26 protein-coding genes are annotated in these 26,706 nt (G+C 69.6%); 17 read left to right on the top strand and 9 right to left on the bottom strand.

The genetic code is table 11. The annotated features are described in order from the left end of the window. Positions 1–45: 45 nt before the first annotated feature. Positions 46–978 (bottom strand): LysR family transcriptional regulator, encoded by a 933-nt coding sequence (locus ACFYTQ_RS25965; RefSeq protein ID WP_387366124.1) that lies wholly within the window; start codon positions 976–978, stop codon positions 46–48. A 261-nt stretch (positions 979–1,239) separates the two neighbouring features. Between ACFYTQ_RS25965 and ACFYTQ_RS25960 the strand changes: the two genes are divergently transcribed. From ACFYTQ_RS25960 to ACFYTQ_RS25945, 4 genes are read left to right on the top strand one after another with little or no spacing between them, the layout of a single operon-like run. Further along, positions 1,240–1,623 carry a hypothetical protein gene (locus tag ACFYTQ_RS25960; protein ID WP_387366121.1) on the top strand — a complete coding sequence of 128 codons (384 nt, stop codon included), beginning with the start codon at positions 1,240–1,242 and terminating at the stop codon, positions 1,621–1,623. Positions 1,624–1,663: 40 nt separating this feature from the next. Next, positions 1,664–2,161 carry a MarR family winged helix-turn-helix transcriptional regulator gene (locus ACFYTQ_RS25955; RefSeq protein ID WP_387366118.1) on the top strand — a complete coding sequence of 166 codons (498 nt, stop codon included), beginning with the start codon at positions 1,664–1,666 and terminating at the stop codon, positions 2,159–2,161. A gap of 52 nt (positions 2,162–2,213) precedes the next feature. Further along, on the top strand, positions 2,214–4,220 hold the full coding sequence (locus tag ACFYTQ_RS25950) for an MMPL family transporter (RefSeq protein WP_387366115.1): 2,007 nt from the start codon (positions 2,214–2,216) through the stop codon (positions 4,218–4,220). A gap of 18 nt (positions 4,221–4,238) precedes the next feature. Next, positions 4,239–5,228 carry a diiron oxygenase gene (locus ACFYTQ_RS25945; protein ID WP_387366112.1) on the top strand — a complete coding sequence of 330 codons (990 nt, stop codon included), beginning with the start codon at positions 4,239–4,241 and terminating at the stop codon, positions 5,226–5,228. On the opposite strand, the gene ACFYTQ_RS25940 is transcribed toward ACFYTQ_RS25945, so the two are convergent. Then, positions 5,195–5,926: a TetR/AcrR family transcriptional regulator gene (locus ACFYTQ_RS25940; RefSeq protein WP_387366109.1), complete on the bottom strand. Its 732-nt coding sequence runs from the start codon at positions 5,924–5,926 to the stop codon at positions 5,195–5,197. The genes ACFYTQ_RS25945 and ACFYTQ_RS25940 overlap by 34 nt on opposite strands. Next, positions 5,926–6,486: a TetR/AcrR family transcriptional regulator gene (locus ACFYTQ_RS25935; RefSeq protein WP_387366106.1), complete on the bottom strand. Its 561-nt coding sequence runs from the start codon at positions 6,484–6,486 to the stop codon at positions 5,926–5,928. The genes ACFYTQ_RS25940 and ACFYTQ_RS25935 overlap by 1 nt, the downstream gene beginning before the upstream one ends. Positions 6,487–6,730: 244 nt before the next feature. Here ACFYTQ_RS25935 and ACFYTQ_RS25930 point away from each other — a divergent pair, with 244 nt between their 5' ends. The 3 genes from ACFYTQ_RS25930 to ACFYTQ_RS25920 are packed head-to-tail and all read left to right on the top strand — an operon-like array spanning position 6,731 to position 11,225. Next, the gene (locus ACFYTQ_RS25930) at positions 6,731–7,915 is read left to right on the top strand and encodes a hypothetical protein (protein ID WP_387366103.1); all 1,185 of its coding nucleotides are present in this window, start codon (positions 6,731–6,733) and stop codon (positions 7,913–7,915) included. Next, positions 7,912–9,795: an FAD-dependent oxidoreductase gene (locus ACFYTQ_RS25925; RefSeq protein WP_387366100.1), complete on the top strand. Its 1,884-nt coding sequence runs from the start codon at positions 7,912–7,914 to the stop codon at positions 9,793–9,795. The genes ACFYTQ_RS25930 and ACFYTQ_RS25925 overlap by 4 nt, the downstream gene beginning before the upstream one ends. Further along, positions 9,792–11,225, top strand: coding sequence for an NAD(P)/FAD-dependent oxidoreductase (locus ACFYTQ_RS25920; protein ID WP_387366097.1), 1,434 nt, complete (start codon positions 9,792–9,794; stop codon positions 11,223–11,225). The genes ACFYTQ_RS25925 and ACFYTQ_RS25920 overlap by 4 nt, the downstream gene beginning before the upstream one ends. 3 nt (positions 11,226–11,228) lie before the next feature. Here the strand turns inward: ACFYTQ_RS25920 and ACFYTQ_RS25915 are convergent, their stop codons facing one another. The 4 genes from ACFYTQ_RS25915 to ACFYTQ_RS25900 form a co-directional block, all read right to left on the bottom strand. Then, positions 11,229–11,837, bottom strand: coding sequence for a TetR/AcrR family transcriptional regulator (locus ACFYTQ_RS25915; RefSeq protein WP_387366191.1), 609 nt, complete (start codon positions 11,835–11,837; stop codon positions 11,229–11,231). Positions 11,838–11,912: 75 nt separating this feature from the next. Further along, on the bottom strand, positions 11,913–12,893 hold the full coding sequence (locus ACFYTQ_RS25910; protein WP_387366094.1) for an oxygenase MpaB family protein: 981 nt from the start codon (positions 12,891–12,893) through the stop codon (positions 11,913–11,915). 42 nt (positions 12,894–12,935) lie between these two features. After that, complete coding sequence (locus tag ACFYTQ_RS25905; RefSeq protein WP_387366091.1) at positions 12,936–13,814, bottom strand: oxygenase MpaB family protein; 879 nt, start codon at positions 13,812–13,814, stop codon at positions 12,936–12,938. A gap of 36 nt (positions 13,815–13,850) precedes the next feature. Next, entirely contained in the window at positions 13,851–14,678 is an 828-nt protein-coding gene (locus ACFYTQ_RS25900) for an oxygenase MpaB family protein (protein ID WP_387366088.1), read from the bottom strand. A 368-nt stretch (positions 14,679–15,046) separates the two neighbouring features. Between ACFYTQ_RS25900 and ACFYTQ_RS25895 the strand changes: the two genes are divergently transcribed. The 9 genes from ACFYTQ_RS25895 to ACFYTQ_RS25855 are packed head-to-tail and all read left to right on the top strand — an operon-like array spanning position 15,047 to position 23,454. Beyond that, positions 15,047–15,877 (top strand): MlaE family ABC transporter permease, encoded by an 831-nt coding sequence (locus ACFYTQ_RS25895; RefSeq protein WP_387366085.1) that lies wholly within the window; start codon positions 15,047–15,049, stop codon positions 15,875–15,877. Beyond that, the gene (locus ACFYTQ_RS25890) at positions 15,877–16,752 is read left to right on the top strand and encodes an ABC transporter permease (protein WP_387366082.1); all 876 of its coding nucleotides are present in this window, start codon (positions 15,877–15,879) and stop codon (positions 16,750–16,752) included. The genes ACFYTQ_RS25895 and ACFYTQ_RS25890 overlap by 1 nt, the downstream gene beginning before the upstream one ends. A gap of 2 nt (positions 16,753–16,754) precedes the next feature. Then, positions 16,755–17,777: an MlaD family protein gene (locus ACFYTQ_RS25885; RefSeq protein WP_387366079.1), complete on the top strand. Its 1,023-nt coding sequence runs from the start codon at positions 16,755–16,757 to the stop codon at positions 17,775–17,777. After that, a complete protein-coding gene (locus tag ACFYTQ_RS25880) occupies positions 17,774–18,787 on the top strand; it encodes an MlaD family protein (protein WP_387366076.1) in 1,014 nt (337 codons plus the stop codon). The genes ACFYTQ_RS25885 and ACFYTQ_RS25880 overlap by 4 nt, the downstream gene beginning before the upstream one ends. Further along, entirely contained in the window at positions 18,784–19,836 is a 1,053-nt protein-coding gene (locus ACFYTQ_RS25875; protein ID WP_387366073.1) for an MlaD family protein, read from the top strand. Before ACFYTQ_RS25880 ends, ACFYTQ_RS25875 begins: the two co-directional genes overlap by 4 nt. 1 nt (position 19,837) lies before the next feature. After that, positions 19,838–20,863 (top strand): MlaD family protein, encoded by a 1,026-nt coding sequence (locus tag ACFYTQ_RS25870; protein WP_387366070.1) that lies wholly within the window; start codon positions 19,838–19,840, stop codon positions 20,861–20,863. Continuing rightward, positions 20,860–21,870: an MlaD family protein gene (locus ACFYTQ_RS25865; protein ID WP_387366067.1), complete on the top strand. Its 1,011-nt coding sequence runs from the start codon at positions 20,860–20,862 to the stop codon at positions 21,868–21,870. The genes ACFYTQ_RS25870 and ACFYTQ_RS25865 overlap by 4 nt, the downstream gene beginning before the upstream one ends. Further along, positions 21,867–22,820, top strand: coding sequence for an MlaD family protein (locus tag ACFYTQ_RS25860; protein ID WP_387366064.1), 954 nt, complete (start codon positions 21,867–21,869; stop codon positions 22,818–22,820). The genes ACFYTQ_RS25865 and ACFYTQ_RS25860 overlap by 4 nt, the downstream gene beginning before the upstream one ends. Before the next feature lie 19 nt (positions 22,821–22,839). After that, positions 22,840–23,454: a hypothetical protein gene (locus ACFYTQ_RS25855; protein ID WP_387366062.1), complete on the top strand. Its 615-nt coding sequence runs from the start codon at positions 22,840–22,842 to the stop codon at positions 23,452–23,454. Here the strand turns inward: ACFYTQ_RS25855 and ACFYTQ_RS25850 are convergent. After that, positions 23,438–24,901, bottom strand: a complete 1,464-nt coding sequence (locus ACFYTQ_RS25850; RefSeq protein WP_387366059.1) for a DUF4041 domain-containing protein — start codon at positions 24,899–24,901, stop codon at positions 23,438–23,440. The two genes, ACFYTQ_RS25855 and ACFYTQ_RS25850, sit on opposite strands and share 17 nt — an antisense overlap. 155 nt (positions 24,902–25,056) lie before the next feature. Between ACFYTQ_RS25850 and ACFYTQ_RS25845 the strand changes: the two genes are divergently transcribed. Then, complete coding sequence (locus ACFYTQ_RS25845; protein ID WP_387366057.1) at positions 25,057–25,563, top strand: metallophosphoesterase family protein; 507 nt, start codon at positions 25,057–25,059, stop codon at positions 25,561–25,563. A gap of 56 nt (positions 25,564–25,619) precedes the next feature. Here the strand turns inward: ACFYTQ_RS25845 and ACFYTQ_RS25840 are convergent, their stop codons facing one another. Further along, a complete protein-coding gene (locus ACFYTQ_RS25840) occupies positions 25,620–26,558 on the bottom strand; it encodes an alpha/beta hydrolase (RefSeq protein ID WP_387366054.1) in 939 nt (312 codons plus the stop codon). Positions 26,559–26,706: the final 148 nt, after the last annotated feature.

The following is a 26,706-nucleotide window of genomic DNA, read 5'->3' as shown; positions in this document are numbered from 1 at the left end:
ATATCGCGGTTCCTACCGCGCGAATGTCATGGCCTATCGGGGTGGTCAGACCGAAATCGCGCGGGGAGAATCGAGGTCCGTCGCCTCCGCCGATTCCATACAGTCCAGAAACAGCTCGACCGCCGGATTGGATTCCTCCGCCCGCCACACCGCGTACAAATCCAGAGTGGGAACCGGATCGAAAAGTTTCACCGCCACCGAACTGCTGCCGGGCACACCCATGCCGAGCGAAATCGCCCGCGGCAGCGAGGCGAACCCGACCAGCGGCCGCACCGAGACCATGTGCGCGGTCGCCCCCGGATCGTCGGCCAGATGCGCGACCGTCAGCGAGATGCGGTTGTCGGCCGCCGCGGAGAGGATCGAGTCGTACATCGCCGGGCACTGCTCGCGGGCGAACAGCACGCACTGCTGTCCGGCCAGTTCCGCGAACCGCACCCCCGGCCGATCCGCCCAGCGGTGCCTGCGCCCGACGACGGCCACCAGCGGCACCCGGTGCAGCAGCCGCCGGTAGCGGAACTCCGCGGTGCTGGGATGGCCGTACACCAGCGCGAGATCCAGTGTGCCGTCGGACAATCCGGCCAGCTGCGGGCCGGTGCGCTTCTCCCACAGCGACACCACGATATCGGGGTGCCGCTCGGTCATCCGGGCCAGCGTCTCGGGCAGTACGTGCCGTGACGCGGGCAGGTTGTAGCCGATGTTCAAGGTGCCCGCACGTCCCTCGGCCGTGGCCCGGGCGGACTCGGCCGCCCGTTCCATCTGCGCCACGATCTGACGTGCCTGACTCTCGAACTCCCGTCCGGCCGCGGTCAACCGCACCTCGTGCGAATTGCGCGCGACCAGTTGCACTCCCAGTGATTTCTCCAGCTTCTGCAGCTGGGCGCTCAGACTTGGCTGAGTCAGATGAAGGCGCTGCGCTGCGCGGCCGAAGTGCAACTCTTCGGCTATGGCGATGAACGATACGAGATGTCGGAACTCCATGCCAGGCCTCCTCCGCCTACCTGGAACGTTAGCGACGTCAGATAACCGAGCATGAACCGAACACGCCCAGCGGGCACCGGATCCGTTGCCGGTGCGTGAACCCCGTCGTTCCCCGGCACAGGGTGTGCTAACTCCGGTGCGTGCACCCCGCCGTTCCCCGGCACAGGGTGTGCCAACTCCGGCGCGCGCACCCCGCCGTTGCCCGGCACGGGTGTGCCGACTCCGGGGGTTGGAACGGCCGCGGCGGGCTATCCGAACAGTATGCACCGCACCGTGTTCGCCGCGCTCGTCGTGGGCGCGGCACTGTTCGCCGCCTCGTGTGACTATGTGGGGGGCCATGATTCGGCCACCAATGCCGACGATCATCCGGCGTTCGTCACCACCACCTCCGCCTCGGTCGCCACCACCCCGGTGCGCGCGCCCTCGGCCAGTTCGCCCAAGCAGATCCGGCACGTGTCGTGCGAGGACCTGCTCGGCAAGTTGGACGGCGTCCGGGCGCAGTCGGGTCAGCCCGGTGTCGACAAGGCGGTGGCGGACACCATCGCCGACTACCCGAACAAACCCGACTGGGCCGTGCTCACCGGCGAACAGCGGCAGGCCGCGATCGACGGCGCCCACGACGCGGCCACCGGGACGTGCCCGTAACCCTCGCCTCGATCCGGCGGCCGTGCGGGAAGATCGCGGGGTGAGCCAATCCGAACACGCCGCGCGCGGCGGCGATCGCGCCGACCTCGAGACGCTGATCGCGGGCGATCTGCGCGCGCTCAGCGAGGTCTCCGAACAGATCGGCCAGGTGTTCGCGCGGGCGAACGACCTGCGCGCCAACGACTTTCGCGCCCTGCGCCACGTCGCGCACGCCGAGACCGAGGACCGGCCGCTGACCGCCGGGCAGCTGAGCGTCCTGATGGGCATGTCACAGGCCGCGGTGACCTATCTGGTCGAGCGCATGATCGAATCCGGTCACCTGCGCCGCGAGACCGATCCGGCCGACCGCCGCCGGGTGCTGCTGCACTACGACGAGCACGGCATGGCCGTCGCCCGCGACTTCTTCGGACCGCTGGGGCGGCGCAACACCGCCGCGCTCGCCGAGTTCCCCGACGAGGATCTGGCCACGGCCCATCGCGTCCTCGCGGCGATCATCGACGCCATGCGCGAGCATTACGCGTGGTTGTCAGCTACTTAAGTATCTGAAATAGTTGGTCACCGTGCGCGTCTGGGACCGATATGCCTCATGGGTGACCTCCCGTCGATCGTGGCTGCTGCTGGTGCTGCTCGCCGTCGTGGCGGGCGCGCTGATGGGCGGCGTGGGCGGCAACGATTCCGGGAACAGCGCGCCCGGTTCGCTACCCCCGGCCGCCGAATCCGCCCGCGCGTGTGACGCACTCGCGACCTTCCCGGGCGCCGACGATTCGGTGGCCATCGCGGTGGTCACCCGCGCGGACGGCAATGCCCTGACCGAGGCCGACCTCGCTGCCGTGCGGCCCGCGATCGGCGAGCCGACCCGGTCGGCGGACGGCGAGGCCGCGATCGGCCGGATCCCGGTCGACGCGTCGCTGACCGGTCTGGATCTCAACGACCGGATCGACGCGATCCGCGCGGACGCGAAAAAGGGTCTGCCCGAGGGTCTTTCGATGCGGATCACCGGCGGTCCCGCGTTCGGCGCGGATATCGCGAACTCCTTCTCCGGCGCGAACGTCACCCTGCTCGCGGTGACCGCGGTGGTGGTGGCGATCCTGCTGATCCTCACCTATCGCTCCCCCGTGCTGTGGCTGGCGCCGCTGCTGGTGATCGGCGTCGCCGATCGGGTCGCCACGACCGTGGGCACCGGGCTGGCCCGCGCGACCGGACTGACCTTCGACGGGTCCACCTCCGGCATCACCAGCGTGCTGGTCTTCGGGGCGGGCACCAATTACGCGCTGCTGCTGGTCTCGCGCTATCGCGACGAATTACATCGGCACGCCGACCATCGCCGCGCACTGTGGCACGCCGTGCGCCGGGCCGGCCCGGCCGTGCTCGCCAGCAACCTCACCGTCGTGATCGCGCTGCTGACCCTGCTGCTCGCCGACACCCCGAGCACCCGCAGCCTGGGCGCGCTCGCGGCGGCCGGACTCGTGGTCGCCGCGGTGTTCGTCCTGCTCGGCCTGCCCGCCGCGCTCGCGCTGTGCGGGCGGAAGATCTTCTGGCCGTTGACCCCGAGGGTCGATCGGCGCGACACCGCGGGCGCCGGCGCGTGGCACGCGATCGCCGAGCGGGTGACCCGGCGGCCGTGGCCGGTCGTCGCGGCCGCGCTCGCCCTGCTCGCGGTCTGCGCGGCCGGACTGGCGAGCACCTCGATCGGGCTGTCGCAGACCGAGAAGTTCCGGGTGCGCGCCGAATCGGTGGACGGATTCGACACCCTCGCGGCGCATTTCCCGTCCGGGGCCGCGAATCCGACCGTGGTCGTCGCGCGCGCGGACGCGAGCGACGGGGTGCGGCACGCGCTCGACGCCGACGGCGTGGTGAGCGCCCGACCCGCGGGTCCGCCCGCGCACGGGCTGCAACGCTGGTCGGTCGTGCTGGCCGCGAAACCCGCGTCCGCCGAGGCGTTTTCGACGATCCGCTCGATCCGGTCCGCGCTGGCGGCGGTGCCCGGGGCCGACGCCCTGGTCGGCGGCGGCGACGCCGAGGCGCTCGATGCCCGCGACGCGGCCCGCCACGATCTGCGCACGGCCGTGCCGGTGATCCTCGCGGTGGTGGTGGTCATCCTGCTGGCCCTGCTGCGCGCGATCCCCGCCGCGCTGCTGCTGGTCGGGGTGACCGCGGCCAGCGCGCTCGCGGCGCTCGGCGCGGGAAGCTGGTTGAGCGAGCACGCATTCGGTTATCCGGGGCTCGACGACAACGTGCCGCTGTTCACCTTCCTGTTCCTGGTCGCGCTCGGCATCGATTACACGATCTTCCTCGTCACCCGCGCCCGCGAGGAGACCCCCGAGCACGGGACGACGGGTGGCATCGTGCGCGCGGTCGCGGCCACGGGGGTGGTGATCACCAGCGCGGGCGTGGTGCTCGCCGCGGTGTTCGCGGTGCTGGGTGTGCTGCCGCTGATCACCCTCACCCAGATCGGCATCGTGGTCGGCCTGGGCATTCTGCTGGACACCTTTCTGGTGCGAACCATCGTCATTCCCGCGCTGTTCGCCGCCGTGGGGCCGAGAATCTGGTGGCCGGGCGTTGTGTGGGACCGCGAGTCCCATATAAACTCAGGGTAGACGCTGGAGGAGGCACCGATGACGCTGTCCGAGACCCGACGCACCGACCCCTTCGGGCCCGACTATCGGGAGACGCTGCAAGCCCTGTCCGAGGGTTCGGTGCGACGCAACTTCGATCCCTATCTCGACATCGATTGGGACGCACCGGAATACGCGATCGACCCGGACGATCCGCGCTGGGTGCTGGACCCGGAGATCGACCCGCTGGGCGCGACGCGCTGGTATCGCGAACTGCCCTTGGAACGCCGCATCGAGATCGGCAAATGGCGCATCGCCAACGCGATCAAGGTCGGCGCGGCGTTCGAGAGTGTGCTGATCCGCGGGATGATGCAGTACATCATGAAGCTGCCCAACGGGTCGGCGGAGTTCCGGTACTGCCTGCACGAGATGACCGAGGAGTGCAACCACATCCAGATGTTCCAGGAGCTGGTGAACCGCATCGGCGTGGATGTGCCGGGCATGCGCCCGATCTTCCGGGCGCTGTCGCCGTTCATCGGCGTGGCGGGCGGCTACGCGCACGTCATCCTGTTCATCGGCATCCTCGGCGGCGAGGAGCCCATCGATCACTACCAGAAGGCGCTCATCCGCGCGGGCGGGCGCATCCCCGACGCGGTGCACCGCACCATGGAGATCCACATCGCCGAGGAGGCCCGGCACATCTCGTTCGCGCACGAGTACCTGACCGTGCACATCCGGCGGCTCGGCCCGGGCCGGAAGGCGGTGTGCGCCATCGCCTTTCCGCTGGCCATGCGCTGGCTCGCCGGGGAGATCATGGCTCCCCCGCGCTCGTTCGCCCGGCAGTTCGACATCCCGCGCGAGGTGATCCGCGAAGCCTTCTGGCGCGCACCGCATTCCAAGCGCGTGCTCGCGGGCTACTTCGACGACGTGCGCAAGCTCGCCGACGATCTGGGCCTGCGGACCCCGGCGGCGCGGCTGCTGTGGCGCGCGCTGGGCATCGACGGCCCGACCTCGCGCTACCGCAGCGAACCCGCCCGGCGCGCGGCCTGATTCGCGGCGAGGTCGTCGAGCAGTTCCAGCAACGGCCGGTCCGGATCGAGGGCCAGGCCGTGCGACCGGGCCACCCCGTCGAGAATGCTCCAGGCGTAGCCGGAGATCTCCGCGATGAGATCCTTGCGGCCCAGCGCCGGATCCGGATCGCGCGACCACCGGGTGACGGTGGCCTCGGTCATCGACACGATCGCGAAGGTCATGGTGTCGATCACCGGCGGGTCGACGACCCCGACCGCCCCGGCCAGCCCGGTCACCAGCTGTTCGGCCCGCGCGGCGATGGCAGCCAGCAGTCCGGTCAGCGCGTCGCGCTCGATCGGATCGTCGGCGGCCGGTCCGCCGCGCAGGAATTCGTGCCAGCGCGGGTGATCGCCGATCCAGTCGACGACCACGCCGACCGCGCGTGCCAGGATGCGCGCGATCGACCCCGCGCCGACGTCGAGCGCGGCGTCCAACTCGTCGACGAACCGCTCGGCGATGACCGCGCGCACCCGGCGGTCGAGCTCCTCGCGGCCCGAGAATTGCCGGTACAGCACCGATTTCGCGAGTCCGGCGCGCTCGGCGATCCGCTGCGAGGAGATCGGCGCGCCCGGCGGGCCCTGTTCGATCAGCTCGATCGCGGCCTCGACGATGCGCGTGCGCCGCTCGTTGTTGTGCGGTTCCCAACGCGCCCGGCGGCCGCCGGTGTCCACCCCCATTACGTGGCCGGGCCCGGAACCCGGCCCGTGTCGCCGTAGACGGTCAGCCAGATGGCCCGGGCCAGGCTGCGCGCCAATTGCTCGTCGGCCGACTCCGGCCGGGTGCGGCAGTGCACGGTCATGGTCCGTTCCACCATCCAGGTGAGGGTGTGCGCGGTCGTCTCGGGATCGAGGTCGGATTGGATTGCGCCCGTACGCTGTTCGCGGGCCAGACGATCGCGCACCGCGTCGATGAACGTGCCCACCCGGCCGAGCCAGTACGCCGCGACATCGGGGTCGTAGGCGGACAGTTCGCTCAGCGCGAGCATCAGGTAGATGTGGGTGCGGCATTCGGAGAGCATCTGGCGCATGGCCTGTTCCACCCCGGCCGGGCCGTCGGTGTGGTCGGACTGCCACCACGTCAGCGCGGCGCCGAACGCGCCGACGGTGGCCTGTTCGGCCAGCGCGATGAGGAGCTGACTCTTGTCCGGGAAGTAGAGATACAGCGTCGATCGGGCGATCTCGGCGCGTTCGGCGATGCGCTGCATGGGCAGTTCGGTATACGGCGTTCCGTCCGACATCAACTCCTCGGTCACCCTTAGCACACGCTGGGCGACGTCCTCGCGGCGATCTCTGACTCGGGAACGTGAGCGGGTGGTGGTGGGCACCGCACCAGCGTATCGGCCGCGCGCCACCGTCGGACAGTGTGTCGACACCGCGTTGACTTTCGGACAGTGTGTCATCACACTGTTCGACAGCACAGTCTTGTCCGTTCAACCGGGCGGAAGTCCCGGCGGGCGAGGAGTTTCCGATCGGTAGGTCGTCATGTTCAACGCAACGAAGACGTTGCTGTCCGTAGGGGTTTCGGCCGTCCTGGCGGCGGCGTTCACCGCGATGGGAACCGCACCCGCGGGGGCGGACCCGTTTCCGGCGGGGACGCCGGTCCTCACCAGTGATCTGACCCCCGAAACCCAGCAGTCCGGCCATGTGGCCGTCCCCGCGGACGATGTCATGCATCCGGATTCGTGGGTGGAGTGGTGGTACACGATGCTGCGCGATCCGGCGTCCAAGCGGACCTTCATCGCGGTGATCACCTCCGCCCCCGCTCCCGCGGTGAGCGCGGTCTTCATGTACGGCAATGGAACCGACCTGCTGTCGGCTCCGGCCGGGGGCATCCTGCCGGGCGGGGGCCTGCCGGTGCTGCCGCCCGCGAACGACGGCCTGCCCGGCGTGCGCACGATCGCGGGCGGTTTGGACTTCGATCCGGTGCGCGGCGCGTATCACCTTGTGCTGCAGGCGCCTGTGCAGGCCGATGTGTGGTTCGACGGCGCGCCGCTGCCGGGGGCGACGGGGCGGATGACCATCGACGACGGCGAGTGGATGGGCTGGAGCGCGCCGGTCGCGTCGAGCACCGTGCACGGCTGGGTGCGGAGTCCCGGCGGGGCGCGCGAGAACGTGGACGGGTGGCGCGGCTACCACGACCACAACTGGGGACATTTCACGATGGTCGATCAGCGCGCCGACGGCTGGGAGTGGGGCGTGTCGTTCGAACCCGACGGCGGCGCAACGCTGCTGGGCGGTCTGGTCCGGCGCGGTGGGCAATGGAAGGGCACGCTGGTCGACGTGCGGCCCTCGGGCACCCGCGCGTGCGTGCCGACGACTCTCCAACTGTCGGACTGGTATTCGGGTCCGACGCCGCTGAGCGGGGCCACCTTCGCGCTGCCCGCCACGATCACTGCGGCCTGCGCGCCGCCGCCCGGACTGCCGGGCGCGATCTCCTCCGGCGGTGAGCTCTACGGCGCGGACGCCGAATTCGCCGCGACCTTCCATCTGACCGAATCGCTGGTCGCCGACGGGGGCGTGCTGGCGGCGTCGGCGGAGGCACCCTATCGCACGGTGCCGGGGTCGTTCGGCATCTTCGAACATGTGCGGTCGCTGGTGTCGCGGGTCGAGCAGGCCGGGCGCGAGGGGCAGGGCACGGTCGCGAATCCCGAAGGGGGACAACGATGACGGGCCCGGTGTCGCGGCGAACGATGCTGGGCGGCGCGCTGGCCGCCGGGGTCGCGGTGGCCCTGCCGCGGTCGCGCGCGGCCGCGCGGTTGGTGCCCGAGCGGCGGTCGGTGGCGGTGTTCGGCGCGGGGATGGCCGGGCTGGCCGCCGCGCACGAACTGGCCGAACGCGGATTCGCGGTGCACGTATTCGAGCGCAAGGCTCAATTGGGCGGTAAGGCACGCAGTTTCGGCGTTCCGGGCACGGCGACGAACGGCCGGTCGGAGTTGCCCGCCGAACACGGGTTCCGGTTCTTCCCGGGGTTCTATCAGCACGTACCGGATTCGATGTCGCGGATACCCCGGCCCGAACGCGGTGATACCACACTGGATTCGCTGCGCGGGCTCGACGAGTTCCCGGGTTTCGGCGGCGGGATCACGCTCGGACCCGGCCAGAGCGTCGGGGGGTATCTGCCCTATCGGCAACCGGCGGATCTGGCCCGGCTCGCCGATCCGGCGTACCTGGTCGCGAATGTGGCGGGGGCGCTGGCGATTCTGGTGGGCACGCCCGCGCTGCGGCTGCCGGTGGAGATGCTGGAATTCACCGCCAAGTCCTTGGCGTACATGACCTCGAGCCCGCAGCGGCGGCACGGCCCGTTCGACCACATCACCTGGTGGAACTATCTGGGCGCGGACGGCAAGTCGACCTACTTCCAGAACGCGATCGTCAAGGGCACCACCGAGGACCTCGTGGCGGTGAAACCCCGGATCTGCGCGGTGGATTTGGCGGGCAACATCATCGAGGCGTTCACCTGGAACATCCTCGGCTACCGCTACGGGCCGCACGACGCGTACCTGCTGCGCTTCCTGGACGGGCCGACCAGCGAGGTGTGGCTCGATCCGTGGACGCGTCACCTCGAGGGCCTCGGGGTGAGCTTCCATCCCGGGCAGGCGCTCGAGCGTTTCGACGTGGCGGGCGATCGCATCACCGGGGCCACGGTGGTGGACGGCGCCGGGCGGCGCGCGCGGGTCGAGGCGGACTGGTTCGTGTCGGCGCTGCCGGTGGACAAGGCGCGGCCGATCCTCACCGAACCCGCTGTGCTGCGGGCGGATCCGGCGCTGGAGGGCGTGAACGAGCTGACCGTGGACTGGATGAACGGCCTCCAGATCTACCTGCGCGAGCCGACCTCGCACGTGCGCGGGGTGCTGGGGACCCTCGATCATCCGTGGACGCTGAGCGCGGTCACCCAGTCGCTGCTGTGGCGCGAGGACTTCCCGCGGCGCTTCGGCGACGGCACGGTCGGCGAATGCGTCTCCGTCGACATCTCCACGTGGGACAACGGGGTGGGCACGACGCTGGTCGGCAAACCCGCGAACCGATGTACGAGAGATGAGGTGTTCCAAGAGGTTTGGGCCACCTTCAAGGCCCGGTTCGGCGCGGAGGAACCCGCCTTCCGCGACGCGAATCTGCACTCGTGGTACCTCGATCCGGCCATCGGCGTCGATCCGGAGACCGGCGGGCTGAGCAATGACGAACCGCTGACCGTGCAGACCGTCGGCACCTGGGACAAACGCCCCGACGGGTCGACCGCGCTGAGCAACCTGTTCGTGTGCGGCGACTGGATCCAGAATCCGGGCAATGTCGCCTGCATGGAGGCGGGCAATATCGCGGGACGGGTGGTCGCGGGAATGATCGTCGAGGCGGCGGGGGTCGGCGGTGCGCCGGTGCGGATCTGGGACGACCTCACCCCGCCCGCGCTGGCGCCGCTGATCCGGATGGACGCCGACCGCTTTCGGCACGGCCTGCCCAACATCTTCGAGGACCCCACCACCGCCCTGGCCGGAATCGATTTCGCCGCAACGGTTTCCGCCGCCGTCGACAACGCGATCGGGACGCCATGACAGCCGACACCGCACCGACCGGACCCGAACACGTCGACGCCGTCGTCGTCGGGGCGCGCTGCGCCGGGTCGGCCACCGCCACCGCTCTCGCCCGCGCGGGGCGCCGGGTGGTGGCGCTGGACCGCGCCCGGTTCCCCTCCGAGACCCTGTCCACGCATCTGCTGTTTCCCGGCGCGGTCGCCGAGTTGCGGGCGCTCGGCGCGCTCGATCGCGTGGCGGCGCTGGGCGCGCCGCGGCTCACCGCCACCCTGGCGGCGCTCGGCGGGCACGAGGTGCGCGGCACCTACTCCCCCGCCGACGGCATCGACTACGGAATGTGCGTGCGCCGAACGGGTTTGGACGCGGCGCTGGTCGCCACCGCGCGCGAGGCGGGGGCCGAGATCCGCGAACAGGCCACCGTGCTCGAGCTGTGCCGCGACGCCGACGGCCGGGTGCGCGGGGTGCGCTACCGCGATCGGCACGATCGGGTGCGGGAGGTGCGCGCCCCGCTGGTCGTCGGCGCGGACGGGCGGCGCAGCCTCGTCGCGCGGCACGTCGGCGCGGATCGGCCCTATCGGCGCAGTCCGAGCGGTCGGGCGTGCTTCTTCGGGTACTGGCGCGATCGCGATCCGAGTCGCCGCCATATCGCGGCCATGTGGCGGGTCGGGCCGGAACTGGGGACCGCCTTCCCCTGCGACGACGGTCTGGTGCTGGTGTTGTTGCAGCCGCCGGTCGAGCGCGCGAGGGAGTTCAGCGGCAATCTCACCGAGGAGTATCTGCGCACGGTCGCCGCGATCGCACCGCTCGCCGAACGGCTCGACGGGTGCGAACTAATCGGCCGCATCCGCTCCGCCACCGATATCGAATCCTATTTCCGCCGCGCCACCGGACCGGGCTGGGCGCTGCCGGGGGACGCGGGGCATTTCAAGGATCCCGTTACGGCGCAAGGGATTCGGGACGCCTTGCGGTTCGGCCGCCTGCTCGGCGAGGCGGCCGCGCCGGTGCTGTCGGACGCGGCCGCGCTGGATCGCGCCCTGGTGCGCTGGGAGCGCCGCCGTGAACGCGAATGCCTCGAGACCTATCAGTGGACCAATCAGCTGGCTCGGGGCGAGAGCCCGACGCCGCTCGAGGTCGAGCTCTATCGCGCCGGATCGCGGTCGGAGGAGTTGGCGCGGCGCATGTCCGACGTCTACGCCCGCACGATCGCGCCCGGGGAGGTGTTGGGCGCGGCCAATTCGGTGCGGCTGCTGGTGGGGGCGGTCACCCACCGTGACACCGATCTGCGGCGCTTGGCCGGGACCGCGGTCCGCGACATCCGCGGCGATGTGCTCGACCGGGCCGAGCGCTTCCGGGCCGCCTGGAGTCCGCTGCCGCCGCTGCCGAACGGATCCGGGAGCGGCGCAACGGGTTCCGACGCGGCGGCGCACCGGGCGGCGGGGTTGTCGGCGTGAGCCTCAGCCACCGACCAGGGGCACCAGATACCGGCGCGCGAAATCCCGGGCGCGGTCGATGTTCTTGATGGGGATCACCGATTCGGGAGTCTCGACCAGCGAGATCATCAGCCGGGACAGCATCTCGCCGACGATCTCCACATCGAGGTCGGCCGGTATCTGGCCCTGGGCCTGCCACAGCCGCAGCCGCGCCGCCACCCGTTCACGGGAGACGGCGATGACGTTCTCGTCGGTGAGGAACGCCGACAACTCCCCCGCCGCGGGCGACGCCCGGATGCTGCGGGTGAGCAACTTCGGCGCGGAGGCCGCGTGCACAAACGCCGCGAACACCTCCACCACCCCGTCCACGGCCGATTCGGCTCGCTCGGCGACCTCGTCGATGAGCGCGCTCACCCGCAGTGCCTCGTCGATGATGGTGAGCCGCACCAGATTCCGCTTGTGCCCGAAGCGGCGATACACCGTGGCCACCCCCACCCCGGCGGCGTCGGCGATGCGCTGCATGGTGGTGTCGGCGAAGCCGTACTCGACGAAACAGGTCCGGGCAGCGGTGACGATGCGGCGCGCGGTCGGATCGAGCTCGGCCCGCTCGGCGGGCAGTCGGCCGAGGGGTATCGCGCGTTCGGCCACCTGAGCTCCGTGGGGTCGGCGTCTTCCGGGTCGGTTCCCTTTCTATCACCGCGCTCGGGGTCAGCGCGTGTCGCCGAGGGTGAGCACCGGCTTGTCGATCGGCTGCTTCGGGCGCACCTGGTACGCCGCCGACTCGAGTTCGCGCCGCCGCATGGCCTGAACGCACTGGTGGTGCTTGCGGGCGTGGTAGGCCAGCGGGAAGTAGGTGAGACGGTCCGGCAGCACCCGGTAGGCCAGTCTGATCACCGCGAAAATCCGTGCCGCGCTCGCCTTTTCCTTGGCGGTCAGTTCCACGTCGAGCATCGCCCGGACGCACTCGTCCATCGCCGAGACCATGGCCAGATACGTCATCCGCAGCATCGGGCGCATCGCCGCCGTCACCAACGGCCGCAGCGGCGCGGGCATTTTCGCGAGTTGCTCGGGTCCGGGCCGCCCGGCGCGCAGATCACGTACCGCGTCGAGGGTTTGCGCGTTGGCCTGGAGGGTGGTGTCGATCATGCGGTCGAAGTAGGTCTCGAACTCCTCGTGGGTGGCCGGGTACCCCCTCATCGGCACCTGCAACAACCGCGCCAGCCGCCGGTTGTCGGTGAGCAGTTCCTCCCGCTCGGCGGTGGTGAACTCGCGCCCGATCAGCAGCGGCCCGGCGTTGATGGTGGTGATGTACGCGGTGGCGATGACCCATTGGTAGGCACCGGGATCCAGCGCGCTGATGTGCTTGCCGGTGGTGCTCGATCGCATCGTCAGCGGCTGGTGCAGCGAGCGCAGCCGCCGCCCCTCCTCGACCGCCTCGAGGCCGCCGTAGGTCCAGCGCAGCACCGAGTCCACCGAGCGGATGGCCCGGCCGCCGGGATCGGTGCGCGAGATCGAGTAGCGGTCCACCACCTCGGCGATGACCGGGTGCATGCCCTGCATGAGGAACGCCGCCGCCTCGAGCAGCAGATAGGTCCAGTGCCCGACCATCTCGGCGGTGAGCGAGTCGGGCGGGATCAGCTCGAGCGGTTCGCCGTCGACGAGCAGCTGCTGTTCCGGTGCGGTGGTCACGATGCATGTCCTTCGATTCGATGCGGTACTCCGGTCACGGCCTCACACCACGGTCAGGCCGAGGACGTACCGCAATCGCATGTCCCAGACCTGCAACAGGGTCATCGTCCGCACGACCACGCGCGGGGTGAGCCGATCGATCAGGCGGCCGAGGGCGAGCCAGCGCTGGAAGCGGCGTTCGTCGGCGGCGGTCCAGCCGAAGCCGAGCTTCGCGCGCAACCGCGGCGGCAGATAGCCCAGCGTCATGAACAGGTTCCACTCCCCCAGCAACGCCGGAACCGGGGCGGGCAGGAAGTCCAGCCGGGCGATGCCGACGAGGAAGCGGCGGGTCGGCTCGTCGAAATCGAGATGGTCGAGCTGCTGTTCGCGGTAGTGCTCGAGGGCCTCCCGGTCGGCGGGCCACAGCTGCCGGGGCACCTGCAAGGTGGTCGCGAACACCGACGCCGCCTGGTGGACGACCTCCGGATCGTGAAAGGTCTTGCCGCGCCGCAACTTCCGGCTGTCGTCGAAGACCAGCGCCAGACATGTCGCCACCCACAGTTGCAGGGTGGGGTCGAAGGCGTTGTAGCGCACCGGACTTCGCTCGGTCGAGCGCACCCGCACGTGCGAGGCGTTCACCGCCTCCCGGTAGATGCGCCGGTCCTGGGCGTTGCCCGCGAGCGCGACCGCGATGTAGGTCATCGTGGTGCGGGCCCGTTTGACCGGGTGCTTGTGCAGGTTGCCGCTGTCGACGCGGCTCTCCATCACGCCGTAGGCGACCTTCGAATTGGCCAGCTGCATGATGACATTGGCCGAACCGTAGGCGGGTCCGAGGCCGGGTGAGAGTTCGTCGAGCAGGAATCGGGTGTCGGCGGCGTCGGCGGCGTCGCGGGCGGCCCGCCGGGTCGGCGGCGGATCGGCGGGCAGGGCATCGAGCGTCATGGTGGATCGTCCTCGGCAGCGTCGACGAGACAGGGGTCAGGGTCGGGTGGTGGTGCGCGCGGCGGCGGGGTGGCGAATCCGGTCGGGCAGCGCCCGGTCCAGCGTCCGCACCGATCGGACCAGCCGATCGAACCGCCGGGCCCGCGCCGGGGACCAGTCCAGCCCGAGGCGGTCGCGGACCGCGGGCGGCACCAGCCCGGCGGTCGACAGCCGCCACAGGGCCGCCAGCGGCAGCGCGAAACCGTTCCAGAGCGCTTGCGGCACACGCAGATTCGGCGGCACCGGCATCGGCTTGCGGTCGAGTTCGATGATCAGGTCGGTGGCGGCGTTGCGTTCGAGGACCTCGTTCGCGGTGCGGTGGTAGTAGTCCCAGAACTCGGCGCGGGTCGCGGGCACCACGCGGTCGGGGATGCGCAGCACCGCGGCCAGGTCCCGCCACTCGCGGAACACGGCCTCCTCCTTGGCTTCGTCGACGCGCCCGTCGAAGACGCGGCGCACCTCGGCGGGCCCGGCGTAGCCGGTGGCGTGCACCCACAGATAGGCGTCGGCGTTGAGCGCGTGATAGCGCCTGCCCCGCGCGTCCACGCCCGCGATGCCGCGATGCATCTCGCGCAGCCGCTGTCCCTCGGCCACCGCCGCGTCCGCGCCGTGGAAGCCCGCGACCCGCTGCGCGGAGGCGAAGGTGCGGGTGATGCGCGACCAACGGTCGCTGAGGAATTCGGAGTGGTCGATGACGCCCGCGCCGACGATCGGATGCGCCACCTCGAGCAGGATCACCGCGCGGGCGCCGAGCACGCCGCGCCAGTCGAAACCCCACCGCCAGGTGGCGGAGCCCGGACCGATCGGCCGAAGCTCAGAAGTCAATGGGGATTCTTGTTCTGCCGTGGACATTCTCCGGCTCCTCCCCCTCGGCGAGCGACCATCCGAGGTGATAGAAACAGCGACTCTAAACTATCAACACAGTGTGACACAGCTCTCCGGCGATTGATAGATCTCGCCCCCATCTCTCTCGAAGCACGGCAAATCGCCTGGGTATATGTCACTTTGGGACAATCTCCCGAATCGCCTCCGGCCCGCACCTCGGGTGTGCCACCATTCGTTGATAGATCGAGGGGCCGACCGTCTATCAGGCTTTCACGCGTCGCCGACCCCGCTTCCGTCGGCGCGTATGTGAAGGCTCATTCATTCAGAGTTGACGGCTCAGAGCCTCATCGTTCGGAGGATGGGCAGGCATGGGAGCACTCGCCGAACCCGCGACGGAGCGGGTGGAATCGGTTGCGCCGCACCGGCTCACGGCCAACGTGCGTACGCTCGGCCGGGTAGTGCGGCTGGGCGCGCGCGCCACGGGAATTCTGGTGAGCGACGCCGCCGGGGGACGATTCCCGGTGCGGGAGGCGCTGATTCAGGGCTGGTTCTTCGTCTCGGTGTCGATGTGGCCCGCGATCCTCATCGCCCTGCCGATGGGTGTGGTGATCGCGGTGCAGGTCGGCAGCGTGACCGCGAACGTCGGCGCGACCTCGATGGCCGGAGCGGTCGGCGGGATGGGCGTCATGCAGCAGATCGCGCCGCTGGCCGCGGCCCTGCTGGTCGGCGGCGCGGGCGGGTCGGCGATCGCGTCGGATCTGGCCTCGCGCACGATCCGCGAGGAGATCGACGCCATGCGCACGATGGGTGTGGATCCCCAGCAGCGGCTCGTCGCGCCACGGCTGCTGGCCATGGCCGTGGTCGCGCCGATGCTGTCGGTGCTGATCATCCTGATGAGCGTGCTCGCCAGTTTCGTGGTGGCGGCGGTCGGGCAGGGCGTGGCGCCCGGGTCGTACTGGCTGTCGTTCGGCAGCTTCGCCTCGGTCACCGATCTGATCATCTGCCTCGGCAAGGCCGCGATCTTCGGGTACGTGGTCGCCGTCATCGCCAGCCATCGCGGGCTCGAGGCCAAGGGCGGGCCCAAGGGCGTGGCCGACGCGGTGAACGCCGCCGTGGTGCTGGGGATTCTGGCCTGCATGGTGATCGATCTGGTGATCACGCAGATCACCCTGATGTTCGCGCCGATGAGGTTCCTGTGATGGCCCGGCCGTGGGTGGCGACCCCGACGTCCTACCGCCCCAAGGGATTCCGCTGGACACGCGGTGCCGCACGCGCGTGGCTGCCGATCGAGGAACTCGGCCTGCAACTCCAGTTCGGCTGGGCAACCTTCCGCGGGATCGGGCACACGCTGCGCTACCATCGCAGGCACACGATCAGCATCTTCACCGATCTGGCCTGGGGCAACGGGCGTTCGGTGGTGGTGGGCGGCGGGGTGGCCCCGGTGCTGGCGATCATGGGCGTGGTCGCGGGCGGCATGGTCGGGCTCGTCGGCTACACCGCCCTGGACATGCTCGGCATCGGCCCGCTCGCCGGGGTGATGTCGGCGATCGCCAATCCGCGCGAGCTGGCCCCGCTGGTCGCCGCGGTCGGCTTCGCCGCGCAGGCGGGGTGCCGGATCACCGCGGAGGTGGGGGCGATGCGGATCTCCGAGGAGATCGACGCGCTCGAGGCGCAGGCCATCGATCCGGTGCCGTACGTGGTGTCCGCGCGGCTGCTGGCGGGCGTGCTCACGGTGATCCCCTCCTATCTCATCGCGCTGGCGCTGGGGTTCTGGACCACCGGCGTCACCGTCACCGTCGTGCACGGGCAGGCCTCGGGCGCCTACGACCACTACTTCCGAATGTTCGTCGACGCAACCGATCTCGGCTACTCGCTGGTGAAGGTCGTGGTGTTCGTCATGGTGGTCACCCTCGTGCACGCCTATCAGGGCTTCTACGCGCGCGGCGGCCCCGAGGGCGTGGGTATCGCGTCCGGGCGCGCGATCCGGGCCAGCCTGGTGCTGATCACCGTGACCGACATGGTCCTCACGGTCGTCATGTGGGGGCTGGAAACCACACTCAGCTTCTCGGGGTGAGCATGATCAGCAGAATCGACTCCGGACGCGGACCGGACGAGTGGGGGTTGCGGATCCGGGGGATCGCGGTACTCGTCGCCCTGGCGGTGGTGACGGGGGTGGCGTGGCGGTCGGCGCAACCGAATCGGAACGGGCATACCGATTTCGGGCTGACCGTCACCGCGCTCGGCGACGGGGTCGGTCCCGGTACGGGGGTCCGCCTGCGCGGGCTCACCATCGGCTCCGTCGTCGACGTGCGGCCGCAGGGGCCGGACCGGCAGCTGCTGACCGTCAGCGTCGGCGACGCGCCGCTGCGCGAACTGTCGACGGCGATGCGGGCCCGGTTCGTCTCCGCCAACGTCTTCGGCACCACGGCGCTGGAACTCATTCCGGCGCAAGGGGGTTCGCCGATCGCGCCGGGCAGCGTGCTGGATATGGCCGACGCGGTCGGCAACTACACCGTCACCCAGATCCTGCGCGACTCCGGCCGCGCGATCCTCGACGTGGTGACCACGCAGCTGACCGTCTCCGTCGACGGGGCCGCGGCGCTGACCAGCCGCACCGCGCCGATGCTGGCCGCGGGTCTGCTGACTCTGCGCACGCTGCAACGCAATCAGAACATGCCGATGCGTGACCTGCTGCCCAAGGTCGCCGACCTCACCGAGGGCGTGGCCGCGTTCACCCCCTCGGCGCTGGGCATTCTGGACGCGCTGGCGTCGGTGCCCGAACTCGACGACAACGGCCAGGTGGGGCTGGCGCACGACACCATCGTGGAGGTGTCGAATCTGGTGTTCTCCTTCGCCGGGAAGTTCGTCGGCGCGCTCGGCCCGTTCAGCGAATCGTTCGACGTGTTGCTGGATCTGCTGGTGCCGACGAATCAGGGCCTGCGCGATGTGACCCCCGATCAGGTGCGCCGCCTGCTCGCCGGGGCCGACGGCGCGCTGCACCGTGACGGCGACCGCGTCGCCCTCGACACCGAGATCATCCTGCAGGGGTTCCCCGCCTTCGCGATGCCGCTGCGGACCGCCGGGGAGGCGCCGCGATGAAGAACGCCCGCCGATCCGCCCTGCGCCTGGCCGTGCTCGCCGTGCTCGTGGGTCTGATCGTGACGCTGATCGTGCAGGCCGTCCAGCGGCCCGTGGGTGGCGAAACCCGCACGTACCACGCGCGTTTCGCCGATGTGTTCGGTTTGCGGAACAACGCGGACGTGCGACTGCGCGGGGTGCAGGTCGGCAAGGTCACCGGAATCGAACTCGGCCCGGACGCCACCGCGCGGGTGACGTTCACCCTGCGCACCGAGTACCGGCTGCGCGACACCGACGAACTCGCGGTGAAGTTCCAGAACCTCAGCGGCCAACGGTATCTCGCACTCACCCAGGGCGCGGACGGACGCACCCTCGCGCCGGGCGAACTCGTCACCCACACCGTCGACTCCTTCGACATCACCACCGTGTTCAACGGGTTGCGCCCGCTGCTGACCGAGGCCGATCCCGCGGTGTACAACCGGCTCGCGCGCAATCTCACCGCGCTGATCGAGGGCAGCGGCAACGATATGGCCCCGGTGCTGCGCGATGTGGCGACGCTGTCGTCCTACGCCGAGGACCGCACCGCGCTGATGACCGCCATCGTGGACAACCTGCAAATCGTCTCGGACAAACTCGGCGGCCGCTCGCAGAATCTGGAGGCGATCCTGCAAGTGTTCCATTCGATCTTCATGCCCATCGCCAGCCGGATGGACGAATTCCTGTCGCTGATGGACAAGGGTTCGGTGGAGCTGAGCGAGGTGGTGCGCCTGGTGGATTCGGTGTCGCTGCTGGGGCTGGGCGCGCGCGACCACGCCGACGATCTGACCCGCCGCATCGACGAGACCATCCCCGACACCCGCGAGGCGGTCCGCTCGCTGTCGCTGCTGCCGGGGCTGCTCGAGGGGCTCAACACGATGATTCCCGCCGCCGCGCCCGAATCACGGTGCGGCAACGGCGCTTTCCCGCTGCCGGTGACCGCCGCCGTGCTGCTGGCGGGGCGGCAGCTGACCGTCTGCAACGGAGGCCGATGATGATCGCCACGTTCACCCGGGTGCCCGCGCTACCGCACCGTCCGGCACTGCCGCGGATCTCGCTCGGCTCCGAGGAGGCGACCCCGCGAGCCCAGACGATCTGGGCGGTGCTCAGCCTCGTCGTGGTGACGGTGCTGCTGGCCGCGGCGGGCGTGCTGTACGTGCATCCGCCCGGGTACACCACCTATCACCTGGCGCTGCCGGAGGCCGGTGGGCTGCACGGCGGGGAGGGCGTGCGGGTGGCGGGGGTTCCGGTGGGGCGGGTGCTGGGCCTGCGGTTGCGCGGCGACGACGTGGAGATCGAGTTCTCGATGAAATCGGGTGTGCGCCTGGGCGATTCGACCTCGGTCGACGTCCGGATGCTCACCCCGGTCGGCGGGCTGTACCTGGCGGTGCTGCCCGCGGGCGCGGGACCGTTGCGCGGCGCGATCCCGGCGACGCGGGCCCGGTTGCCGTTCGTGGTCAACGATCTCGTCGCCGCCGCGAAGTCCGAGACCGACAAGGTGGACATCGACGCGCTGCGATCGAGCCTGTCCGGGGCGGCGGCCGCGGTGTCCGGCGCGCCCGACGCCCTCCGCGGTTCGGTGACCGATCTACAGAAGGTGGTGGAGCTGTTCGCCACCCAGCGCGACCGCATCCGGGAACTGGTCGCGCTGTCCGACGAATACGTCCAGGCCGTGCGCGACAATCAGGCCATGGCCGCGGAGGTGCTGCGCGCCTACGCGTTGCTGGGTCCGCAGATCGTCGCCACCCGCGCCAAGGTCAAGACCTTCGCCGACGCCACGGCCGCCATCGTCGGGACGCTGTTCGACTTCCTGTCCGGCCCCTACGCCACCAAGGTGGAACCGCTGCTGCCGCCACTCGAGCAGACCCGCGATCTGGGCGGCCAATTGCTCGCCGAGACCGACCGGACGATGCGCGCGCTCACCGAGACCGTCACCGAGCTCGGCGCGCTGGCGGGGCCCGAGGGCGCGGCGCTGATCGACCAGAGCGGGTTGACCGTGGCCGCGCCGAATCTGTGCCTGCCGCTGCCGGGGAAGGGGTGCTGAGATGAAACCGCCGTCCCGGATGTCGCTGGTGGTGGTCGCGGTGGCCGTCGTCCTCGCCACCGCCGCCACCGTGCGCTGGCAGGTCGGGCGCGCCGAGACGCGTTCGCTCTGCGCGGATTTCGACACCACCTACGGGCTCTACGACGACGCGGCGGTCACCATCCGCGGCATCACCGTCGGCAAGGTGCGCGCTTTGGAACCGCAGGGCGGTCACGTGCGGGTCCGCATGACCCTCGACGATCGCCCGCTGCCCGCGAATGTCGGTGCGGCCGTGGTCGGTTCGTCGATCCTCACCGATCGGCGGGTGGAACTGGTCGACGCGTCCTATCACGGCGGCCCGCTGCTGCCCGCCGACGCGTGCATCGCGCGGGACCGGACCCGGGTGCCGGTGAGCGCGTCGGACGCGCTGGACTCGTTCGCGAAACTCGTCCATCAGGTCACCGCACCCGACGCCTCCGGCACGCCGCCGCTGCAACGGCTGCTCACCGGGACCGATCGGGAGATGTCGGGGCTGGGCCCGACCATCAATCAGGAACTGCGGCAACTCGCCGACGCGCTGGCGCAACCGGATGCGCTGCTCGGCCACTTCGGACGGCTGCTGGACAACGGCGCGGAGTTGAGCGAATTCGTCACCGCGCAGTGGGACGACCTGAATACGACGCTGGTCACCTTCGGCCCCGGCCTGGAACTCATCGAGCACATGCTCGGCGTGGTGAAGGTGGTGGTGGAGAAGCTCGCCCTCGCCGTCGGACCGCTGGACCGGCTGTTCGATCAGCATTTCCCGTATCTGATGGAGGCGCTGAACTCCACCATCCCCGTGATGACGCTGGTCCGCACCCGCACCGAGGAGTCCAAGGATCTGCTCGACCGCATCCCGGGGGTGATCGCCATGCTGCGCACCATGATTCAGGCGCAGCCCGGGGCGGTGGCACTGGACTATCGGGCGCCCGAGGTGAGCACCGCCGATCCCGCCGGGACCGTGCCGCTACCGCAATTGCTGGTGACCCTCGCCGGAGGCGCGCGATGATCCGTCCCGTCACCGCCGTACTGGTCGTCTTGACCGTCTTGGCCACGGCCGCATGCGGTTTTAACCCGAGCAACTACGTCATGCCCGGAACCGGGGTGGGCGGGCCCACCTATCGGCTCGATGTCGAGTTCAGCTCGCTGCTCAGCCTGCCCGCGGGCGCCGATGTGCGCAGCAACGGCACGAAAGTCGGTTCGCTGCACTCGATCTCGCTCACCCCGGCGTGCGCGGTCGCCCATCTCGACCTCACCACGGCGGTACGGTTCCCGCGCGGCACCCGCGCCGAACTGCGGCAGACCACGGTGCTCGGCGACATCTACCTGGCGCTGCTCCCGCCGCGGGGCGGCACGGACCCGCCGCTGGGCGACGGCGACACGATTCCCTTGCGCGACACCGATCCCGGGCCGCAGGTGGAGGACATCCTGCAGCGGATCGCGCTGTTCGTCAACGGCGGCAGCATCACCCGCTTGCAGGACGCGTTCGATCGGCTCGACAGCGTGCTGCCGCGGGATCCGGCCGAGACGCGTGATCTCGCGGCGGGCATCACCGCGAATCTGCGCGACGCCGCCGCCGACACCGCCGATATCGACCGCATGCTGGCGGCGACCGATCAGCTGGCACAACGGCTCGCGGGGATGCGGGACCGGCTCGGGTTCATGTTCTCCGACACCGCGCGGCGGCGGCTCGAGCGGGTGCCGGAATTCATGACGGCGGTGCTGAACGTCGTCATCGATATCAACACCCTCACAACGGGTTTGGACTGGTTGATCCCCCGGCTCCCACATCTGAACGAATTCCTCGACAAGATCGCGCCGCTGCTGCGCGAACCCTCCCCCAGCGCGACCGAATCGCGCGGCAACGGGGCGGCGGCGATGACGCTGACGCAGGACAAGGTCATTCCGTTCCTGCTCGGCCCGAATGTGAACATCCGGCAGGTGAGCGTGGCCGGGCCCGGGGACGTCACCAAGGACGCGGTGGTGCTGTTGCAGATGATCGGAGCGCTGCGATGACCCGGATTCCGCACTGGCTGTCCGGGGTGGCGCTGGTGGTGGTGCTGGTGCTGGGCGGCAGTTATCTGGTGCTGGGCGTGCTCGGTGTGGAACCCGCGCGGCAAATGCGCCACGCGACAGTGGATCTCGGCGAGAGCGGTGGGCTGCGCGGCGGCTCCGAGGTGGTGTATCGCGGGGTCACCATCGGACATGTCGACGAGATCCACGGGGTGCCGGGCGGGGTGCGGATGAGGATGTCCTACGACGCCGACTACCGGATTCCGGTCGATTCGGCCATGCGGGTCGAAACCCTTTCGGCGCTGGGCGAACCCGTGTTCGCGCTGCTGCCCAGTGGGACGGACGGGCCGTTTCTGGCCGAGGACGCGCACCTGACCGGGCCCGTGCGGATCCCCACCTCGGTGCCGGAACTGCTCGCGTCGAGTTCCACCCTGCTCGGGCAGATCGATCCGCGGCAGGCCGCGCGGCTGGTGGACACCTTCGCCCAGGCGGTGACCGGATTGGACACGGCGCTGCCGACACTGGGGCGGAGCGCGGATCTGCTGTTGGCCACGCTACTGGCGCACCAGAATTCGCTCGACACGGTGCTGCGGAATCTCATGACGGCCATGCACGATGTCGACTGGGCCAAGCCCGCGATGACCTCGGCTCCACCGCAATTGGACGGTTTCGGGGCGACGCTGGGCGTGTCGTATCGGTATCTGTTCGAGGGTTCGCGCCAGTTGCGCGGCAACGAAGTGCTGGGTTCGTGGCACGAGCAGGAGAACCAGCTCGTCGACTATCTGCAACGCCTCGCACCCGAACTCGGCGCGATCGGCGTCGCGCTGCGCCCCGTGACCCGAGCCACCGGCCCGCTGCTCGGTTCCATCGACCTCGGGACCCTGCTCGAACAGGCCCTGGCCGCCCTCCCCGGCGACCGCCTCCGCATCGCGCTCACCGCCCCGCCCCGCTGACCACCCTCGAGGAATCGCCATGTCGGACACCGATATCGAAGACCCCACGGTCGCGGCGGACGCGCCCTCCGAGACGCGGAGCGCCACCGCGTCCCGCCTGGTGCGCCGCCCGGCCGCGGCCGTGCTTGCGGCCGCCCTCGCCGCCGCCCTGACCTTCGCGGTCCTGTGGCTCACCGACGACTCCGGTGCCGAACTCGACGCCCTGCGCACGCGGCTGGACACCGAAGCCCAGGCCGAGCAGGCGGCCACCACCTACGCCCTCAATGTCTCCAAGGTCGACTACAACGCCGTCGAAACCTGGCACACGGCCTTGAACACCGGCGTCACCGAACAACTGAAAACCAAACTCGACGCCGCCGTCGGCGTGGTGGGCCCCCTGCTCACCCAACTCCAATACACCTCCACGGCAAAACCCTTGGCCGCCAAGGTCTCCCAACACAACGGTGACACGTACGTGGTCCAGGTCTTCGTGGACATGACCTCCCGCAGCCGTCAGACGCCCGACGGGGTGACGGCGACAGCGACGTACACGATCACATTGGACCGGGCGGCGCATTGGACGATCACGGATGTGGGCGGGGTGGGCGCGCCGCTGGCGGCCACGCCGGGGGCTCCGGCTACGCCGGGGCGGTGACTCGCTCTCCCGCGAGGTCGGCGGCGGCGGTCGCCTCCCGGCTCTGGTGAAATTCGACGGCTTCGGGAAACTCGTTGAACTCCAGCAGGTCTCCCGCGAGTTCCTTCAGGTGCTCGCGGGCTTCGAGGGGCGTGGCGTAGAAGAACTCGCGCCGCGGGTTCACCCGATTGACTCGGCGGTCGTCCATACGCCGGTGCATCTCGGCCTCGATCCCAACGGCGTCCTCGGCGAAGAACAGCGCGTGGACATCGAATCTGAAGGGCACCGACGCATCTCCCAGCTCCCGGATCCGGTCCATGGGCTCGAGCCGGCGGGTCATACCGATCTTGATCATTCGCTCGCCGAACGCCCCGATATTCGAGATGACATAGACATAGCCCGCGCGGACGTTCGCGGCACGGTAGTCGACGTCCTCGATGGCCTTCCCGATATCCTCCAGCTTCGCGCGGGCCTGCTCGACGGCGGCCAGGTCGCCATTGGACTCCAGGCGAGCCAGCACGTTCGCGTAATGCTGACGCTCCTTCTCCAACCGCTCGCGCTCACGCTCGATTTCCTGCTGTACCTTACGTTCCTCCCGGAGCCGCTCGCGCGTCTCGCGTTCCTTCTCTTTCTCCCGGGCGAGAATTTCCAGGTAGTCCGCAGTAAGTTCGAGTTCCTTGATCCGCAATTCCTGATACTCGGGAGCGATCCGGATGGACATCGTATTGCCCAGTCGCGCAATGGTAGTGGCGACCTTCGTCAGCCGGTCGATCGTCGAGTCGAGCTTGTAGGGCTTCATCGACCGGACGAGATTGTCCGCTTCGGCATTGTAGGCCCGCAGCATGAGCTTCGAGAAATCCCGAACGAGCTTGCGTCCCTCGGCCGCCGACCCGTTCACATTCCAGGAGTTCGCACTGCGCACCGCGCCGCCGTCCTGCCGGGCCATGACCTTGATCCGATCCTGAAGGCGTCTCAGCTCCTCCTTGTAGGTGGTCGAGTCGCTGAGCGGATGACGGTAGGTGTAGATGCCGACCTCTTGCAGGATCTCCTCCTCCTGCGTTTTCACGACCTTCCGCTCGAGATCGGCCAGGACCAGTCGGCCGGTGTCGACCTTCTTCCGCAATTCTTCCCTTTGACGGGCTAGTTCGACGACATCCAATGCTCCGAGCCGGTCCATCTCGGCCCGCAAGTCTGCCAATTCCTTTCGCAGCTGCCCGACCTCCTCGGACTTCTGCTGGGCGAAATTGCGAACGCCGAACAAGGGGACATCCGATCGCTCGTTCGACGGCTGCGCCGGAACCTGCTGTTTGTCGGGAATGGGAACCGGCTGCGGAAGAGTTCCAACGTCCGGAGGTTCGACGAATGCCGGATTTCGACTCACGTGCTCGGTCCAACGACGACCATCCCAGTAGCGCAACCACCTCGCATCGAAGGGGTCCTGATACCAATTCGGCGCTGGATTCTTCACCTGTCTCCTCCGTTCAACCGGAGACGCTCGATGCCGCGGCCCGTGAAGATCGAATCGGGGCCCCGGTCGGGAATTCCACCCGCGATCGGAAGAAATGTCGGCGGCACGACTTCCGGTGTTACGGGGTGCGTCGGACCGGGAGTACCGTTCCAGGCGTGCGACTGCTGTTGATGTCGGATACGCATCTGCCCGTGCGGGCCAAGCGGCTGCCCGCGGAGCTGCTCGCCGAGGTGGAGCGGGCGGATGTGGTTGTGCACGCCGGGGATTGGGTGGATGTGGCGACGCTGGAGTTGCTCGAGGGGCGGGCGCGGCGGGTCGTCGGGGTGTACGGGAACAACGACGGGGCGGAGTTGCGGGAGCGATTGCCCGAGGTGGCTCGGGTGGAGGTGGGCGGGGTGCGGATCGCGGTGGTGCACGAGACGGGGGCGGCCAAGGGGCGCGAGGAGCGGTGCCTGGCGCGATTCCCGGAGGTGGATGTGCTGGTGTTCGGGCACAGCCATATTCCGTGGGACAGCGTGGCGGGTGGGCGGCTGCGGTTGGTGAATCCGGGATCGCCGACCGATCGGCGGCGGCAGCCGTATTGCACGTATATGACCGCGGAGGCGGACGGTGGGGTGTTCGGGGCGGTGGAGTTGCATCGGTTGCCGCGGGCGGGCGGCTGACAGCGGCCCTGCGATACGCGCACTCGCAGGGCCGCGTCAGGAGGTAGCTCAGGCCGTCAGAGCTTCTCGGTGAAGAACGGGACGACCTTCTTCAGCGCTTCACCCGCGCCCTTCGGCTGGTCGTAGAGGTCGTAGTGGGAGACGTCCGGGAGCTCGAGGAGCTGCTTGTCCTTCGAGGCGGCCTTCTCGTAGATCTCGTGACCGTCGCGGTAGGCGCCGAAGGCGCCCTGCTTGTCGCCGATGACGATGAGCAGCGGCTGGTCGAGGAGTTCGTCTGCCAGGTGGAACGCGTCCCATCCCAGCGCGGTGGAACCGTGCGCGACCTCGAAGGTCGTGCATCCGTTCTTCGCCCCGCCGCGATCGGTGCGGTAGTAGTCGTACGCCTCGATGATGTCGATGTCACCGACCTGCTGAGCCTTCTCGGCCGACTCGGGCAGGATGTTGTTCGCGACGCTGTCCGCCCCGCGCGCCTCGGCGGTGCGCTGCGCGGCGATATCACGCAGTGCCGCGAGCGGCCCGTCGTTCTGCGCGGCCATCTCCCGCTGCATCCGGCCGAAGTTCACGCCGGTGATCGACACGACCGCCTTGAACCGCTTCTCCGTCTTGGCCGCGGCCAGGGTGTAGCCGCCACCACCGCAGATCCCGAGCACGCCGATCCGGTCCGCGTCCACGTACGGCAACGTGACCAGGTAATCCACCACCCGGCGGAAGTCCTCGACGCGCTGGGTCGGATCCTCGAGGAACCGCGGGTGCCCGCCGCTCTCGCCCTGGAAGCTCGCGTCGAACGCGATCACCACATAGCCCGCCTCGGCCAGCGGCGGCGCGTAGATGTGGCCGGAGGTCTGCTCCTTGCAGCTGCCGATCGGATGGGCGGCGACGATCGCCGGATAGGTCTTGGACTCGTCGAAGTCCGGCGGGAAGTGCAGGTCGGCCGCGATGTCCCAATACATGTCGCGATTGCGGAAGGTGACGTGCTCGATCTTGCCGTTGGCCATGATTTCGCTCCTCTGGATTGCGACTCCTCTGATGTCGCGACGAGCCACCGCAGCCGGTGGCGACGGCTGGAATTCGGCTCGCGCACTCTCGACATATCCAGTGTCACGCGGGATACCGCGTCCGTGAGGGGGAGAGATCTTTCCCAGG

Origin of the sequence: Nocardia sp. NPDC004068, assembly GCF_042874315.1 — a bacterium.
Classification (GTDB): domain Bacteria; phylum Actinomycetota; class Actinomycetes; order Mycobacteriales; family Mycobacteriaceae; genus Nocardia.
Note: the sequence above shows the minus strand (reverse complement) of the source record. Positions and strands in the feature narration are given on the sequence as shown.